Annotated in this window: 15 protein-coding genes; 9 read left to right on the forward strand and 6 right to left on the reverse strand. The window is 43.1% G+C overall.

The window, feature by feature from the left end:
• Positions 1-16: 16 nt before the first annotated feature.
• From ACZ5NL_RS05010 to ACZ5NL_RS05025, 4 genes are all read right to left on the reverse strand, one after another.
• The gene (locus tag ACZ5NL_RS05010) at positions 17-613 is read right to left on the reverse strand and encodes a potassium channel family protein (protein WP_464843249.1); all 597 of its coding nucleotides are present in this window, start codon (positions 611-613) and stop codon (positions 17-19) included.
• Entirely contained in the window at positions 600-1,217 is a 618-nt protein-coding gene (locus ACZ5NL_RS05015; RefSeq protein ID WP_004068213.1) for a potassium channel family protein, read from the reverse strand. Before ACZ5NL_RS05015 ends, ACZ5NL_RS05010 begins: the two co-directional genes overlap by 14 nt.
• Positions 1,218-1,274: 57 nt before the next feature.
• Positions 1,275-2,459 carry a magnesium transporter gene (locus ACZ5NL_RS05020; RefSeq protein ID WP_464843251.1) on the reverse strand — a complete coding sequence of 395 codons (1,185 nt, stop codon included), beginning with the start codon at positions 2,457-2,459 and terminating at the stop codon, positions 1,275-1,277.
• Between the two features lie 135 nt (positions 2,460-2,594).
• Positions 2,595-4,469 carry a phosphoenolpyruvate carboxykinase (GTP) gene (locus tag ACZ5NL_RS05025; protein WP_464843252.1) on the reverse strand — a complete coding sequence of 625 codons (1,875 nt, stop codon included), beginning with the start codon at positions 4,467-4,469 and terminating at the stop codon, positions 2,595-2,597.
• Between the two features lie 108 nt (positions 4,470-4,577).
• Here ACZ5NL_RS05025 and ACZ5NL_RS05030 point away from each other — a divergent pair, with 108 nt between their 5' ends.
• The 6 genes from ACZ5NL_RS05030 to ACZ5NL_RS05055 all read left to right on the forward strand — a co-directional run bounded on the left by ACZ5NL_RS05030 (position 4,578) and on the right by ACZ5NL_RS05055 (position 11,323).
• Positions 4,578-5,663: a sugar phosphate nucleotidyltransferase gene (locus ACZ5NL_RS05030; protein WP_464843253.1), complete on the forward strand. Its 1,086-nt coding sequence runs from the start codon at positions 4,578-4,580 to the stop codon at positions 5,661-5,663.
• Between the two features lie 10 nt (positions 5,664-5,673).
• Positions 5,674-6,381, forward strand: a complete 708-nt coding sequence (locus ACZ5NL_RS05035) for a phospho-sugar mutase (protein WP_464843255.1) — start codon at positions 5,674-5,676, stop codon at positions 6,379-6,381.
• An 83-nt stretch (positions 6,382-6,464) separates the two neighbouring features.
• Positions 6,465-7,094: a dTMP kinase gene (gene tmk, locus ACZ5NL_RS05040; protein WP_464843256.1), complete on the forward strand. Its 630-nt coding sequence runs from the start codon at positions 6,465-6,467 to the stop codon at positions 7,092-7,094.
• A gap of 301 nt (positions 7,095-7,395) precedes the next feature.
• Positions 7,396-8,763: an acetate--CoA ligase alpha subunit gene (gene acs / locus ACZ5NL_RS05045; RefSeq protein WP_464843322.1), complete on the forward strand. Its 1,368-nt coding sequence runs from the start codon at positions 7,396-7,398 to the stop codon at positions 8,761-8,763.
• An 11-nt stretch (positions 8,764-8,774) separates the two neighbouring features.
• Positions 8,775-10,718 carry an indolepyruvate ferredoxin oxidoreductase subunit alpha gene (gene iorA / locus ACZ5NL_RS05050; protein WP_464843258.1) on the forward strand — a complete coding sequence of 648 codons (1,944 nt, stop codon included), beginning with the start codon at positions 8,775-8,777 and terminating at the stop codon, positions 10,716-10,718.
• A complete protein-coding gene (locus tag ACZ5NL_RS05055) occupies positions 10,715-11,323 on the forward strand; it encodes an indolepyruvate oxidoreductase subunit beta (protein ID WP_464843260.1) in 609 nt (202 codons plus the stop codon). The genes iorA and ACZ5NL_RS05055 overlap by 4 nt, the downstream gene beginning before the upstream one ends.
• Here the strand turns inward: ACZ5NL_RS05055 and ACZ5NL_RS05060 are convergent.
• Both ACZ5NL_RS05060 and ACZ5NL_RS05065 read right to left on the reverse strand, forming a co-directional pair.
• Complete coding sequence (locus ACZ5NL_RS05060; protein WP_464843262.1) at positions 11,320-12,321, reverse strand: histone deacetylase family protein; 1,002 nt, start codon at positions 12,319-12,321, stop codon at positions 11,320-11,322. The two genes, ACZ5NL_RS05055 and ACZ5NL_RS05060, sit on opposite strands and share 4 nt — an antisense overlap.
• A gap of 30 nt (positions 12,322-12,351) precedes the next feature.
• Positions 12,352-12,918, reverse strand: a complete 567-nt coding sequence (locus ACZ5NL_RS05065) for a TATA-box-binding protein (protein ID WP_464843264.1) — start codon at positions 12,916-12,918, stop codon at positions 12,352-12,354.
• 149 nt (positions 12,919-13,067) lie between these two features.
• On the opposite strand from ACZ5NL_RS05065, the gene ACZ5NL_RS05070 reads away from it, so the two are divergent.
• From ACZ5NL_RS05070 to ACZ5NL_RS05080, 3 genes are read left to right on the forward strand one after another with little or no spacing between them, the layout of a single operon-like run.
• On the forward strand, positions 13,068-14,066 hold the full coding sequence (locus ACZ5NL_RS05070; protein WP_464843323.1) for a M20/M25/M40 family metallo-hydrolase: 999 nt from the start codon (positions 13,068-13,070) through the stop codon (positions 14,064-14,066).
• A gap of 13 nt (positions 14,067-14,079) precedes the next feature.
• Positions 14,080-14,844: a sulfite exporter TauE/SafE family protein gene (locus tag ACZ5NL_RS05075; RefSeq protein ID WP_464843265.1), complete on the forward strand. Its 765-nt coding sequence runs from the start codon at positions 14,080-14,082 to the stop codon at positions 14,842-14,844.
• Between the two features lie 60 nt (positions 14,845-14,904).
• On the forward strand, positions 14,905-15,639 hold the full coding sequence (locus tag ACZ5NL_RS05080) for a sulfite exporter TauE/SafE family protein (RefSeq protein WP_464843267.1): 735 nt from the start codon (positions 14,905-14,907) through the stop codon (positions 15,637-15,639).
• Positions 15,640-15,718 lie beyond the last annotated feature (79 nt).

Consider the following 15,718-nt stretch of genomic DNA (forward strand, 5'->3'; position numbering starts at 1 on the left):
CCTGAAGAGTTTATAATCATTCCTCCTCTTCTATGAATTCCCCTTCCTCCCCTTTTTCATTGGAGAGCTCTCTCAGGCGGTCAATTCCCGAGCCTACAGCTATTAATATGTCCCCCTCTTCAATTTTCTCATCCTTGGAGGGGTTGTAAATATATCTCCCTCCCCTCTTTATTGCTATCAGCCTTACACCCACTTTAGTTGGAAGCTTAAGCTGCTTTAGGGGTTGCCCTATCAGTATTGATCCCTTGTTCACCTTTATGCGTCCTATTTCTTCATCAACATCGTGCATTATCTTCCTTATTATAGGATGAGGCTCAACATCCCTGAGAACAAGGTCGGCTATCTCATAAGCGGAATCGCTTATCTGTTCATTTATTGTAGCCATTTCAATTATACTTAGCAACTTCTCGGGATTTTCTTCATGTTTGGCAGCCCTCAAAGCAAGTTTTTTAACTTTTAATGTAAGCTCGTCCATTTTTTCTTCCAGAATATAAACCTCATCGGCTATGTCTTCGCTGTCGTACATGACAGAGGAAAAGGCAAGGTCAACCATAAGAGAAGAAAGATTTTTCATTTCTATGAGGCAATCTTTTATCTCTTCAAGCTCTTTCATCACCAACCACCCTGATAATTCCTCTCGCAATCTCTTTAAGGTGCTCAACAGATGTGTGAGTTCCCCTCCCTATCAAAATGTCTCCCGGCTTTATCTTGAAGTCCTTATCCGGGGCAAAGATCCATCTCTTACCCCTTTTCACCGCTATTATCCAAACTCCAGTGTTTGTGGCCAAATCAAGCTCCCCAAGTGTTTTTCCAACAATAACAGAATCTGCAGAGACTGGGACCTTTGCTATTACTTCCTCGCTTTCCATAATTGCCTCTGTAATAACTGGGTGAAGCTCAACTCCCTCAAGAACCATCTTTGCAAGGTCTCCAGCGGCGTTTGAGATATCCTCTATTGAGTTGGCCATTTGCAGAACGGAGGTTATCTGCTCCGCTTCCTTTGGGTTTCTTGCTGCCAAAACAGCGTGGGTCATTAAATGATAATTAAGAAGATCCATTCTCTCCTCGAGATCGAGCACTTCCTCGGCTATCTCCTTATCTCCGAAGAGGATTGCTGTATAAGCGAGATCGACCATGAGCTCAACAATGTTTTTCATCTCTATGAAAATTTCTTTAACGCTCTTAGGCTGATACTCAAACTCCTCAAACTCTTCCATCCCTTTGTCCTCCCCGTTTTTATCTCATACTCCATTTTCTTTTAAGGTTTTCTTCACCTAGACAATCAGATGGGCAACACCCACAGTGAAGAGTGTTGAAAAGATATCCGCTAAAGTTGTTATCGTAGGAACGGTGGCGTTATCGGGATCCAGACCAAGCCTATCAAAGATTATTGCGAGGAAATATCCAATGAACATGTTAAACAGGACTAGGAGGGGGTAAAGAAAGATAAACGGAAAAACCAACCCCACACTTTTTCCTAAGCTTAGTTTTACCACACCTATTGCCACTAGGTTCATTAGAACTGCTATGAAAAAGCTGGTTACAAAGTACACAAAAATCTCTAGTATAGAATCCCTGTTAAGAAAACCATCTATTTCTCCAAGATGAAGCTTTGTTGAGGTTTTTGCTCCAATAATTGATCCATAGTTTCCAGCAGTGCCAAGTATTGCGGGATACATAACGCTGAATACAACAGACGCATAGATGATTTCGCTGTAAGATTCGAGCAATCCTCCCGAGATGCTTGAGAGCAATGCTAAAGCTCCAATAATTCCCAAAATTTCTCTAATCATGCGCTTCTCTTCACTTTCAAATTTTGTTTTGACAAACATGACTAGCAAAAGCAAAAGCGCTAAAACTACCAAGCTATCAAAAATATGGGGAATCTCTTCATAAAGGAGAATAAAGAACACCAAAAAAGGCATTGTGACGAGATCTCCAGCGGAAGTTACCAAAGGTGCCGCCACTGTGTCCGGGTCAATACCCTTCTTAAAGGGGAACACCGTAGCAAGTGCTGTTGCATAACCCATTATCAAGCTTACGAAAATAGTCGAAGTTAGCACTATTAAAAGCACAATCACTCCGGATATGGCGTTTCCCACTTTAAGAACTCCCACAATCCACAGCACGATAACAGGGAGGAGGGATAAGAGAATACTCAAGAAAATGTTTTTCACAACATTTTTATCTCTCAGCTTTGGCTCCATCTCACCGAGGTGAAGCATTGTAGTAAAACGAGAAGCCATTGCACCGAAAATGTTGCCTCTCAGCCCCATAAGACCCGGGAGAATTACAAATATAACTGGATAGCTCAGCATAATTTTTTCAAAAAATCTACCTAAGAATGCCCCAGCGAAGAAGTCCATAAGGAGACAAGCTATTAACGCTGGAACTGCTATTAACGCCTCTCTGAATTTCTCTGAAAGCTCCCTTCCAAGCACCACTTGGAGGTTTTTCATGTTCCTCCCCCCTCATTTCTGCTCCCTCCCTATTATCTCTGCTTTTTGTCAAGTAAATCTCCAAAAAGTTATATAAAAAGGTTTTGGTAAGTCCAACTGAAGAAAAAAGAGAGAAAAGAAGTTTTTTCTTGCGTACTAATGTTTTTCTAACTGTAATGGGGATATATAAGGCCCATATTTCTCTTTTGCTTCTAATAGTCTTTGTCTTTCTTCCTCCAAAATCTTAAAGAGCTCTTCTGGGACGTTGCCAACATCCCTGTAAATCTTTTCAATCCTCTCTATCTTCGCCAAAAACTCAGGAACCCTGATTGTAAACTGCTTCTCATAGTCCTCCTTGCTGTAATCTTTGTTAAGAACCTCCTTAAAAAGCCTCTTTAAGTCTTCGTATTTTGGAATGTATCCAACGGGAGTTTTTATTGCATCAACGTCCCCGTGAACTCTGAGCTCCATCCACTTGAGCCACACTGCCTTGTCAAGCTTGTGGTTCAGCCACTTGCCATCCTTATCTCTTAGGAAGTAGTTAACGGCAAATATCTTCGGCTTAATTCTCAGCTTCTTCTCGAATTCAAGGTAGTTCCTAAGATAGTCACCAATGTGAACGCTCAGGAAATCCAAAATGGCCATTGGATTGAATGCCCTCACTCCTTCCTTTCCAAGAGTAGCTGCGGTTGTTTCGCTCTCCAATGCCGCTCCCATGGTAATTACTCCATGTGCCCAGTTAAAGGCTTCCCTTACCGGAGGCCATGTGTCGGCATCTCTGCCACCAAATATCATGCCGCCAATCCTAACCCCACATGGGGCCTCGAGGGCTTCTAAATCAATGTTTGGAAAAGCTTCCAAGCTAACTGTAAAGCGAGCATTTTTGTGACTCGGTGGGATTTCGTTGCCCTCAGCATCTCTCTTTCCTCTCCACCATTTTCCGCTGTGATTCTCTCCCTCATCCGGAATCGGAATTCCCATGTCATTCCAGTAGGGTTTTCCATCTTTAACGAGCACGTTTGAGAAGATTATTTCATTCGGTGAATGAAGAACCTGCCATATTATAGGATCATCCTCTTGATTGACTCCCTGGATTATCCCAAAAACACCCTTCTCGACGTTGGCTCCTCTAGCTTCTCCTTTCATGTCAACTATGAACGTGAGGTCATCACCCACTATGTTCTCCCATGAAAGCATAGCGGTTGAGGTTTTACCACACATCGAAGGATAAGCCCCTGTGAAATAAGTTTTTCTCCCATTAGGGCCGTTCACGCGCATAAGAAACATGTGCTCACTTAACCACCCCTCTTGAACAGCTCTTCTAATTGTAAGCCTAAAGGCGAGTTTTTTGAGCCCTATTGTGTTTCCACCGTACTGTGTGTTCGCTGAATAAACTGTTTCCCCCTCAAGGTCAATGTAAATCCTTCTCTTATCTATGTTCTTGCTGGTCTTTCTTTCATCAAGTTCTCCTGCAGAATGGACAAACTTCAAAAACTTCGCTTCCCTACCCAAGCGCTTAAACTCCTCGTAACCTTTTCTGTAAAGAATGAACTCACTATGAGCAACATATGCAGAATCAGTGAGCTGAACAGCAGGAATCGTGAATATCGAGTTCTTGGGTCCAAGAACAAAGAAGCATACAAACAGCTCCTTGCCCTTTGCGATATCCCGCATGATTTCATGAATTTCCTTAAGTCCCTCTTCCCTGTCCATTGTATTTACGAACGGAATCTCCACCCCCTTAGGAACCAGGATTTTAGTCCTCGCTTTGTCTCTAGCTTGATCGTAATAGCCATCGTAGTGGACAGTATGTCCCTCTATTGCGAGGGGCTTCTCTTCTCCGTACTCAATGGCTTTTCTTCTTACGTAGTCCTCGTCTTCTTTCGAATCTGTGCAAACAAAAACTTTTGCAGGATTCAAAAGATCAATGTATTTTGCCAAAAATTCATGAAGTTCTGGATTGTCAATTACCTTAATTTTTTCAAACTGTTCCGGATCAAGTCTGTTTTTGAGATATTCCAAAGGGTTCATTTACACCACCGTAAAAATTGTCATAATGACAAATTAAAAAGATTTCCAATAAAAACCACCATAAATTATATTAACCGGGAAATCCCTAAACTTTATGGTGGCAGTTATATGCAAGCAGTGATTCTAGCGGGCGGAAAAGGCACAAGATTGCTCCCTCTAACCGTCTACCGCCCCAAACCAATGATTCCATTTTTCAACAAACCCATGATGGAGTACATGGTTAGGGCTTTAGTAGAAGCAGGGGTAGAGGAAATATTCGTACTCGTAGGATATCTCAAAGAGAGAATTATGGAGTATTTTGGAGACGGAAGTGATTTTGGGGTTGAGATTCACTATTCTAATGGAGAAAACATAAAGCTCGGAACCGCAGGGGCAACAAAAAAGGTTGTGGACAAAATAGAGGACACGTTTATAGTTGCTTCAAGTGATGTTCTCACTAATTTAAACATTAGAGCTCTCTATGAGTACCACAAGAAAAAGAAAGCCCTAGCCACAATAGCTCTCTCGCAGGTTGAGGATCCCACCCAGTATGGGATAGCGATTGTAGACTCAGAGAACAGGATAATAAGGTTCAAGGAAAAACCAAAGCCAGAGGAAGCATTTAGCAACCTTGTAAATGCAGGTATCTACGTCTTCGAACCAGAGACATTCGATCTAGTACCCAAAGGAGAAAACTTTGATTTTTCACTCAATTTGTTTCCCAAAATGCTCGAAGAGAAGCTGCCTCTCTACGGTTTTCCGTTTAAGGAATACTGGAACGACGTGGGAAGACCATCAAGCTACCTTCAAGCAACCGAGGACGTATTCTTAGGAAGGCTGAAGCTTCCCCAATTAAGAACGGCATCCCTAAAAGGAAACCTGGAATATGGGGGCTCCCTTTACAGCGGGAGGAGGTGTCAAATCAGAAATCCGAGCATAAGAGGATTTGCCGTACTGGGCGATAACGTTAAAATAGGCAGAAACGTTAAAATAGAACGGTCGGTAATATTCTCTAATGTAACTATCGAAGAAGGGGCAGAGATCTACGAAGCGATAATTGGGGAGAATGTTTACATCGGAAAGGGTGTAATTATTGAAAGCGGTAGTGTTATCGGAGATAACTCCGTAATTGAGGACTTCACAAAGATTGGTGCAAATGTAAAAATCTGGACTGAGTCAAGAATTGGAAAAGAAAGTATAATACTTCCTGATTGAGGTGATTATGATGGAAATTTACAAATCCGAAGAATTCAATCCAGAAGAGCTCGCTCTGCTTGGTAGAGCAATAGGAACCGTAGGGCAGGGAACCATAGTTGTAGGACGGGACGGAAGGGCAATCTCAAGGTATGGAAAGAGGGCACTTGTAGTGGGAATTGTAAGTACTGGGGCAGCAACTATGGATGTCAGGCTTATTCCGCTAATAGCCCTCAAAGATTTCGCTCATAAGAGAGGCCTACCCTTGGTATATGTTTACTATCACAACGGAGTGAGGGTGGAAATTAGCGGCTTTGATCCCGATGAAATAAAGGCCATACTGGAGAGTAAGAAGTTTATAGAGGCACATCCTAACGATATAGGAGCGACTGTTTATTATCCGAACGCTCTGGACGACTTTCTGCAGGATATTTTCAGACACTATAACTTTAAGATAGAAGGAACTGCATTGGTGGATTGCATGAATACCCCAGCAGTGCTCTTCTTCCCCAGATTAAATGAACACTTTGGGTTTGAAGTGGAGCTTCTAAACGACATGATGACCAGCTATTTGCCTCCAAAACCCAAGGAAGTCTACCTTCAAAAGCTCAAAAAAGGAGATTATGCCTTCGGACTTCGCTTTAAGCCAAATGGGTATGTGGAATTTCACAAAGAGGGAGAAGAAAAAGAATTTGGAAGCATGTGGAAGCTCTTAGATTATATGAAGAAAACTCTTTGAATTCAACCCTAAGAAGAAATACAAAAAGCGAAAAACATTAAAAAGAAAAGGATCAGGTAAGTTGCAACTTTGGAGGTGTATTTATGAGTATGTTCATTGTCCTAGAAGGAATTGACGGAGCAGGAAAATCAACTCAAGCTAAAATGCTTGCGAAGTGGTTTGAAAATAAGGGATATGAAGTTGTTCTCACCAAAGAACCCACAGATACTGCTTTTGGAAAGCTAATAAGAAGACTTGTACTGACGGGAGGAAAAGAGGGAATAATCGATGGCGCACGAATAAGCAAAGAAGCGGAGGCACTACTTTTTGCTGCAGATAGAGCCGAGCACGTTAAAAAACTCATAGAGCCTTCCTTAAAAGCTGGAAAGGTGGTTATATCAGATAGGTATTTCTACTCTTCCCTAGCTTATCAATGGGCTAGGGGTCTCGACTTGGAGTGGCTTATAAATTTAAATGCCTTTGCTCCAAGAGCAGACCTCGTAATCCTTCTTGACCTGCCAGTTAAGGAGAGTATAAAACGCATAAATGGTAGAAGCATCAGATCAGAGTTTGATAAGATCGTGGAACTCCAGAAAAAAGTGAGAGAAAACTACCTAAAGCTTGCCGAGAAGTTTGAGGAGATAAGAATTATAAACGCCTTAGCCCCTGTCGAGGATATCCATAATGATATTGTGGCATTAGTTGAACATGAACTCCTCGAAAAAAGAGAATAAAGATCAGACAGTGCCGATCTCATCACTGATCAGACCGGTAAACGCACATCATCCCAAACCTTTTAACTTCCTATTCTTTAAAAAATGTTAGCCGATGATGAGCGTTAGCCACTCTGATGATGATGAGAAGAGGGTTAGCTGAGGTCTTTCATAATATATTACTCAAAGTGATAATGCATTCATGCCGTTTTATGCTCATCAAAGACTAATTTGTGCTTTTTTATGGCCAAGATTGCCTAACTGCGCTTTCTCGGAAAGCTTATATAGACTTTTACCGATATGAAACTCGGTGATTGTAAAAATGCTCGATTATTTCTTCACTCCAAGAAACGTTGCAGTGTTGGGAGCATCCAATGACCCTCTGAAACTCGGTTATGAAGTCTTTAAAAACCTTAAAGAGTACAAAGGAAATGTATATCCAGTAAATATAAAAGATGAAGTCGTTCAAGGAGTTAAAGCGTACAAGAACGTCAAGGACATTCCAGATGAGATAGACCTAGCCGTCATAGTTGTACCCAAAAGATTTGTCAAGCAAGCCCTGATTGACTGCGGAGAAAAAGGCGTGAAAGGCGTCATAATTATCACAGCCGGATTCGGGGAGACGGGAGAAGAAGGCAAGAAAGAAGAGAGAGAGCTCGTTGAAATAGCCCACAAATACGGAATGAGAATCATAGGGCCTAACTGTGTAGGTGTAATGGACACTCACAGCAACCTCAATGCAACGTTTATAATGAATGCCAAGAAGGGCAGCGTTGCTTTCATATCCCAAAGCGGAGCCTTGGGAGCAGGGATAGTCTATAAGACTATCAAAGAAGACATCGGCTTTTCTAAGTTCATAAGCGTCGGGAACATGAGCGATGTTGACTTTGCCGACCTAATGGAGTATTTGGCTGAAGATGAAAACAGCAAAGCTATCGCCCTTTATATAGAAGGCATAAAAGACGGAAGGAGATTCATGGAGGTTGCAAAAAAGGTCAGCAAGAAGAAGCCAATAATAGCTCTAAAAGCTGGAAAAAGCGAGAGTGGTGCAAGGGCTGCCTCATCCCATACAGGTTCTCTAGCTGGAAGTTACGCTATTTATGAAGCTGCATTTAAGCAGAGCGGGATTTTGGTTGCAAACACTATAGACGAAATGTTGAGCATGGCAAGGGCATTCACACAGCCGCTGCCGAAAGGAAAGAGAATCGCAATAATGACCAATGCAGGCGGTCCAGGGGTTTTAACGGCTGACGAGATAGACAAAAGAGGATTAAAGCTAGCCAATCTAAAGGAAGAAACAATGGCAAAGCTAAGGGAGTTCTTGCCTCCAATGGCCGCCGTTAAAAACCCGGTGGATATGATAGCCTCAGCCAGGGGAGAAGAGTATTACAAGACCGCAAAGCTCCTTTTAGAGGATGAAAACGTTGATATGCTCATCAGTATTTGTGTTGTGCCAACTTTTGCAGGGATGACTCCAACAGAGCACGCAGAAGGAGTTATAAGAGCGGTAAAAGAGGTTAACAATGGAAAACCCGTTTTAGCACTCTTTATGGCCGGATATGTTAGCGAGAAAGCCAAGGAACTTCTTGAAAAAGAGGGAATTCCAACTTATGAAAGACCTGAAGACGTTGGGGTAGCGGCTTATGCGCTGGTGGAATTTGCTAAGGCGAAGGGTATTGTTAAAGAATGAGGGTGGTGTAAATGGCTAAAGTTAGTGATATTGTATTATGGGACAAACCTGGGGAAAGGGTTCTGCTTTTAGGAAACCAAGCAATAGCTAGGGGAGCTTTGGAAGCAAACATAGCGGTTTATGCCGCTTATCCTGGAACGCCAAGCTCGGAGCTCACCGATACAATGGCAGTTGTAAGCAAAAAAGCCGGGGTTTACATGGAGTATTCCACAAATGAAAAAGTTGCCTTTGAGACCGCTTTAGCCGCAGCTTGGAGTGGTCTTAGGGCAATGACTGCAATGAAGCACGTGGGTTTAAACGTTGCCGCTGACACCTTCTTAAGCGCTGTTGGAATGGGTGTCGAGGGTGGATTTGTCATAATGGTGGCAGATGATCCAAGCATGTGGTCTTCACAAAATGAACAGGATACGAGGATTTATGCAAAGTTCGCCAACGTTCCCGTCCTTGAGCCGAGCGATCCGCACGAGGCAAAGGAGATGACAAAGTATGCTTTTGAACTCAGCGAGAAGTTTAAACACTTTGTAATTTTAAGAACAACCACAAGAACCTCACACGCGAGAGGAGATGTAGTCCTAGGGGAACTTCCAGAGGAAATAAAGCAAGGAAAGAGAAAGTTTGGAAAGTTCAAAAAAGATCCAAGCAGATTTGTCGATGTACCATCTAACGCAAGGAAATTCCATCCAATAATCCTTGAGAAGATTGAGAAAATAAGAGAGGAACTCAACAACTGCCCATTCAATTGGATAGAAGGCAAAGAAGACGCCAAGATCGGTATAATTGCCCCAGGATTAAGCTACGCCTATGTGAAAGAAGCTCTCGCTTGGCTTGGCATTGATGATGTCAAGATTCTCAAACTTGGAACACCGTTCCCCGTTCCCTATGGACTGTTGGAGAAGTTCTTTGAGGGACTTGAAAAGGTTCTTATCGTGGAGGAGCTTGAGCCAGTAGTTGAGGAGCAGGTTAAAACTTGGGCTTACGATAAAGGACTCACAATCCCAATTCACGGCAAAGATCTCGTGCCTAGAGTTTATGAGATGACAACGAGGAGAGCTGTAACAGCCATAGCGAAGTTCCTTGGAGTTAACACGCCGATAAACTTCGAAGAGCTCGATGCAAAGTACGAAAAGGTTAAGCCTCTCCTACCCCCAAGACCTCCCTCACTGTGTCCAGCATGCCCCCACAGAAACAGCTTTTACGCAATAAAGAAAGCCACAAGGGCAAAAGCAATCTATCCAAGCGACATAGGGTGTTATACCCTAGGATTGCTCCCGCCGCTCCAAACTGTTGATACAACCGTTGCAATGGGTGCTTCAATTGGAATTGCTCATGGATTAAGCATAGCCCAGAACGGAAGCCTAAGTGAGGAGCAGAGAAACCCTGAAAAGCAGGTAATCGTTGCCACAATTGGTGATTCAACATTCTACCACACGGGACTACCGGCTTTGGCAAACGCAATCTACAACCGCTCAAACGTGCTCATAGTTGTTCTCGATAACCTTGTTACTGCAATGACTGGTGATCAGCCGAACCCAAGCACTGGACAGACGCCCCACGGCATGGGTAAGAGAATTCCAATAGAGGATGTTGCAAAAGCCATGGGGGCTGACTTCGTAGCTGTGGTCGACCCATACGACATAAAAACAACTTATGAGACTATAAAGAAAGCCCTAGAAGTTGAAGGGGTCAGCGTTGTGGTATCAAGGCAAGTGTGTGCCCTCTACAAGGTAGGACAAATGAGAAGAAGAGGAGAAAGGTGGCCGATCTACCAGGTAAACGAAGAGAAGTGTACAGGATGTAGGGTATGTATAAACGCTTACGGCTGTCCAGCAATTTACTGGGATGAAGAGAAGAGACAAGCGAGAGTTGAGCCCACAATGTGCTGGGGATGTGGAGGTTGTGCTCAGGTCTGTCCATTTGGGGCTTTTGAGCCCGTAAAAGAGGAGGGAGAGCAATGAGAGAGTATAATATTGTCATCACTGGAGTTGGCGGTCAGGGAGTTTTAACAGCAGCAAACATTCTTGGCTGGGCTGCCTTAAGAGCGGGATACAAGGTAAGGTTAGGTGAAGTTCACGGAATGAGCCAACGTTTTGGATCAGTCATAAGCTATGTGCGGTTTGGAGAAGACGTTTACGGTTCAATGGTTCCAGAAGGAAAAGCCGATGTTATGCTTTCCTTTGAACCTGTCGAGGCTCTAAGGTACGTTAATTATCTCAAAGAGGGTGGAATGGTAGTAGTTAACACAAAGCCAATCGTTCCAGTGCAGGTCTCAATGGGGCTTGCGAGTTATCCAAGCTTGAATGAGATCAGAAAAGTTTTCGAGGAGGACTTCAAGGCGAAATGGATTGGGTTTAATGCAGAAGAGCTCGCGGAAAAAGCAGGACACGTTGTTACGACCAACACAGTCCTAATTGGAGCTTTAACACAAATTCCAGAGTTTCCACTCGATGCAGAGCACGTTAGAGAGGTTATAAAGATAAGCGTTCCTCCAAAAGCTGTAGAGATGAACATGAAGGCCTTTGACCTCGGAATAAAGGCTGCAAAAGAGATATTGAGGCTTTAAAGCTCCCACCAGCTGCTTTGAACCTCTTTGACTTCCTTTATCTTTTCTATCACTCTCTCACTTGGGAAGATTTTCTCAATATCAGCTTTTCCAGCAAGATATCCGCTTGTAAAAGCTGGAAGACCCCTCTTTAAGCCCACACCATACCCTCCCTCTAAAACAACAACCAAACTAAACTTTGAAAGAGAAGCCCCGGCAAAGTAATAAAACTTCTCGGTCAGCTCCATTGTTGCAAGGCCATCGTCTTTAAAGGCATCAAAACCAGCCGAAACTACGACCACTTTTGGTTCGATGTTTTCCAGAATAGGGATCACTACTTCTCTCCAAGCAAAGATGTAGTCATCATCTTTGGAATAATGAGGCATCGGGATGTTTATCTTGCTCCCTTCCGCTCCTTCACCTCCAACATCGTAAACTCTACCACTCCCCGGGTAAATTCCATCCTCATGGATGTCTATATGAATGACACTTCCATCCTTCCAGAATATCTCTTGGGTCCCATTGCCGTGGTGAACATCAAAATCTATAATGATTGCTCTACCAAGCTTTTCCTTTAAAAGCGATGCTGCTCTGGCGGCATTATTGAATATGCAGAAGCCAAGAGTTGGTGCACTGAATGCTTTCCCACTCCTCCCTGCATGGTGCCCCGGAGGCCTGACCAATGCGAGATAGAAATCCTTTTCTTTTATTGCGAGCTTTGCTGCTTGGAGAGCAGCTCCAAAAGCCTTAAGAGCGGCTTTCCAAGTACCCTTGGAAACATAAGTGTCCGGGTCAATGTAAGTTACTCCCCTCTCCGAAAGCTGCCTTATCTCTTCAACGTATTCTGGAGAATGAACCTTCAATATCTCTTTCACCTCTGCCTCGGGAGGCTCCTCAGGATTTTCCCAGAGCCCACGTGTCTTCAGAGCTTCCACTGCAAGTTCAAGCCTTTTTGGATTTTCAGGATGATACGCTTCAGCTCTGTGGGCCTTAAAAACCTCGGAGTAGAGAATCTTCATAACAATCACTTGAGAAAAGTTAAAGGAAAATTAAGCTTCCTCCTCAATGAGGCCGTATTTTTCAAGCTCATGAAGGAGCTTTTTAACAGCTTCCCAGGCATCATGTTCACTCTTTGCCCCACTGCACACGATTTTTCCGGAGCTAAAGAGGAGAATAACAGCCTTTGGATCCTTAACACGATAGATAACACCAGGGAACTGTTCAGGCTCATACTCACAATTGGGCAGCACAAGAGCAACAGCATCGAGATTAAACTCCATCTTAAGATCGCCGCTAAACACCATGTTTTGGATATCTATTTCTGGCGCTCTGCTGAATTTAGTTCCGATCTTTGATAGCATTTCGACAAGCTTTGAAACCGCTGCCTGAATGTCTTCAACGCTCTTTGCCCCTGTTACCACGAGCTTACCGGAGCTAAATACAAGAAGAGCCACCTTAGGTTCATCGAAGCGGCATATTATCCCTGGAAACTCCTCCGGGTTATACTTCGAGTGCGGACAGATTTCTATCACTTTTTCGAGATCAAGAGAAGCAAAAAGATCCACAGAGGCTACTATGTTCTCTATCCTAAGTTCAACATTGCTCATATCAACCAAGGCCTACACCTCCACTGGGTTTAAAAACCCTTTATAAATAATCCCCTCGGGGTTTTTAAAGTTTAGTGAGGAAGCCGTTAAAACACAAATCTTAACGCTATCAAAAAACTTTAAGTAGTTTACTTCCATCTATTTTTTCGGTGGAGGAAATGATTGTGGAAGAACTTAAAGAGATAACCCAACTTCCCGGTATTTCGGGATATGAAGATAGGATAAGGAACAAGATTATCGAATGGATAAAGGATTATGCTGACTACAAGGTTGATACAATTGGAAACCTCATCGTGGAGCTTGGGGAAGGTGAAGAAAAGGCTGTTTTCATGGCACATATGGATGAAATTGGACTCCTAATAACCGGAATAACGAGGGACGGAAAACTAAAGTTCAGAAAAATCGGAGGAATAGACGACAGACTTCTTTTGGGGAGACATGTAAGGGTGATAACAGAAAAAGGAGAGCTGGATGGAGTTATAGGTGTTACTCCAGTTCATCTCAACCTTGAAAGAAAGTTTGATACCATCCCTTGGCACAGCCTTGAAATAGACATTGGAGCAGAATCAAAGGAAGAAGCCGAGGAGATGGGAGTAAAGGTTCTAGACTTTGCGGTATTCAAAAAGCACTTCGGCATCTTAAACAACAGATACATCGCAACACGTTCCTTAGATGACAGATTTGGTGTTGTTGCTCTTGTGGAGGCTATAAAAGACCTCGTTGATCATGAGTTAGATGGAAAGTATATCTTTGCCTTTACAGTTCAAGAAGAAATAGGACTCAAGGGGGCCAAGTTTCTGGCAAACAGCTATTCACCAAAGTATGCCATAGCTGTCGATTCGTTTGCATGCTGCTCTTTCCTTACGGGAGATGTAAGACTCGGGAAAGGTGCGGTGATAAGAGCCGTTGATAATTCAGCAATCTATACACCTTCTCTAGCAAGAAAGGCCCTCGAAATAGCAAAAAAGAACCACATTCCAATACAGATCGGAGTTACAGGGGGAGGAACTGATGCATCAGTTTTTGAAGTAAAGAGCCAGACTCTGGCTTTAAGTGTACCCATAAAGTACCTTCACAGCGAAACGGAGATGCTCCACTTAGATGACCTCAAAGCTCTAATAAAACTAGTAGAGGCCCTCGTGTTTGAGCTTGAATAATGGAGGTGGTTTTTTGCTTAAATATATTGGATATTTTGGTGTTGGAATCTTCATAGGTATATTGGCCGCTCTCTTCGGCTTAGGGGGAGGTTTTTTGATTGTGCCTACTCTAAACCTCTTAGGAGTTGAAATTCATCACGCAGTTGGAACCTCAAGCGCTGCGGTTGTTTTTACCTCCCTAAGTTCTGCCATAGCCTACCACAGGCAGAGAAGGATACACTACAAAGCAGGCCTTCTTTTGGCAAGCACTGCAGTAATAGGGGCATACATAGGAGCATGGATGACGAGCTATATAAGTGCGAGCCAGCTAAAAGTTATCTTTGGTGTGGTTCTTTTTCTCGTGGCAATAAGGCTTTACCGTAAAAAGAGCAAAGAGCCACATGAGGTGGATTTAAACCAGATACAGCTGGATTATAAAATAGTGCCGTTAGGAGGATTCATAGCTGGGATAGCTAGCGGATTGCTTGGAATAGGCGGTGGAGCAATAAACGTCCCCTTTCTAACCTATATGGGACTGCCAATACACTATGCCGTAGCAACTTCAAGCTTTGCCATAGTGTTTACGGCCACAAGTGGGGCTTTGAAACATTATATGTTGGGAAATGTTGAAGTCGAATGGCTAATACTACTGGTACCGGGACTAATAGTTGGCGCCCAGTTAGGGGCAAAGATAGCAAAAAGAACTAAAGCCAGCAATCTAACAAAAGCTTTCGCTGTTGTGATGGCATTCTTAGCCCTCAGAATGATCCTCAAAGGACTCGGGTACCCTGTTCCTTGAGTTTTGTTATTAACTTTTTATGGAAAAAGAGATTTAAAGTGATTTTGCGAACTTTTTTTCATGATTGACTATCTCCTCGATTTCATCCTTGGGGTTGCAATAGGAACAATAGCGGGACTTTTCGGAGTTGGTGGTGGGTTTCTTATAGTTCCAACGCTTACCTTTATTGGACTTCCCATTCATACTGCAATCGGAACAAGTCTTGCCTGCATAGCAATTAGCTCTTTTGCCTCCGCTTATACCCACATTAGAAAGAAAACGGTTCTTTTTAAGGTGGTAGCAATTAAAGAGGCATTTTCAATGCCAGCCGCATTAATTGGAGCCCATATGACAGCATTTTTACACGAATCCCATCTAAGAGGAATATTCTCAATACTGTTGTTTTACCTAGCATATAAGATGACAACAACCCCTGCGAAATCTCACCATGAGAGAAGCCTCAAAATAAACTACAAGAATGTTCCTATAGTAGGTGTACTTTCAGGCTTTGTATCCGGTCTGCTCGGAATAAGCGGAGGAATTCTAAATGTCCCTCTTTTCCATGTTCTCGTCGATATGCCTGTCAGATACTCCATCGGGACATCTAGTGTGGCACTCTTTTTCACAGCTTTAGCTGGAACCTATGGACATTTCAAGGCAGGGAATGTAAGCATAGAAACTGCACTTCTCTTGGCTCCGGGGTTAATAATAGGAGCATATTTGGGAGCAAGAAGTGCCCACACTTTGCACCCAGAGAGACTAAAACGGTGGTTCGCTCTTATACTCATTTCGATCGGAGTTAAAATGTTAATCTAGCCCTTAAATTTATTAACTCCTAGCCCAAATTAGAAAAGAGCCTTGAAACAGTTTGAAACCTTCGTTTCACCGGGTTCCT

The organism is Thermococcus aegaeus, assembly GCF_055393685.1.

What these genes read in the sequence shown, in the direction of transcription:
- ACZ5NL_RS05060 (WP_464843262.1), bottom strand. Translation starts at nt 12,321, where the DNA reads ATGAAGATTCTCTACTCCGAGGTTTTTAAGGCCCACAGAGCTGAAGCG.
- ACZ5NL_RS05020 (WP_464843251.1), bottom strand. Translation starts at nt 2,459, where the DNA reads ATGAAAAACCTCCAAGTGGTGCTTGGAAGGGAGCTTTCAGAGAAATTC.
- ACZ5NL_RS05080 (WP_464843267.1), top strand. Translation starts at nt 14,905, where the DNA reads ATGATTGACTATCTCCTCGATTTCATCCTTGGGGTTGCAATAGGAACA.
- ACZ5NL_RS05035 (WP_464843255.1), top strand. Translation starts at nt 5,674, where the DNA reads ATGGAAATTTACAAATCCGAAGAATTCAATCCAGAAGAGCTCGCTCTG.
- ACZ5NL_RS05010 (WP_464843249.1), bottom strand. Translation starts at nt 613, where the DNA reads ATGAAAGAGCTTGAAGAGATAAAAGATTGCCTCATAGAAATGAAAAAT.
- ACZ5NL_RS05015 (WP_004068213.1), bottom strand. Translation starts at nt 1,217, where the DNA reads ATGGAAGAGTTTGAGGAGTTTGAGTATCAGCCTAAGAGCGTTAAAGAA.
- iorA (WP_464843258.1), top strand. Translation starts at nt 8,775, where the DNA reads ATGGCTAAAGTTAGTGATATTGTATTATGGGACAAACCTGGGGAAAGG.
- ACZ5NL_RS05070 (WP_464843323.1), top strand. Translation starts at nt 13,068, where the DNA reads ATGATTGTGGAAGAACTTAAAGAGATAACCCAACTTCCCGGTATTTCG.
- tmk (WP_464843256.1), top strand. Translation starts at nt 6,465, where the DNA reads ATGAGTATGTTCATTGTCCTAGAAGGAATTGACGGAGCAGGAAAATCA.
- ACZ5NL_RS05025 (WP_464843252.1), bottom strand. Translation starts at nt 4,469, where the DNA reads ATGAACCCTTTGGAATATCTCAAAAACAGACTTGATCCGGAACAGTTT.
- ACZ5NL_RS05055 (WP_464843260.1), top strand. Translation starts at nt 10,715, where the DNA reads ATGAGAGAGTATAATATTGTCATCACTGGAGTTGGCGGTCAGGGAGTT.
- ACZ5NL_RS05030 (WP_464843253.1), top strand. Translation starts at nt 4,578, where the DNA reads ATGCAAGCAGTGATTCTAGCGGGCGGAAAAGGCACAAGATTGCTCCCT.
- acs (WP_464843322.1), top strand. Translation starts at nt 7,396, where the DNA reads ATGCTCGATTATTTCTTCACTCCAAGAAACGTTGCAGTGTTGGGAGCA.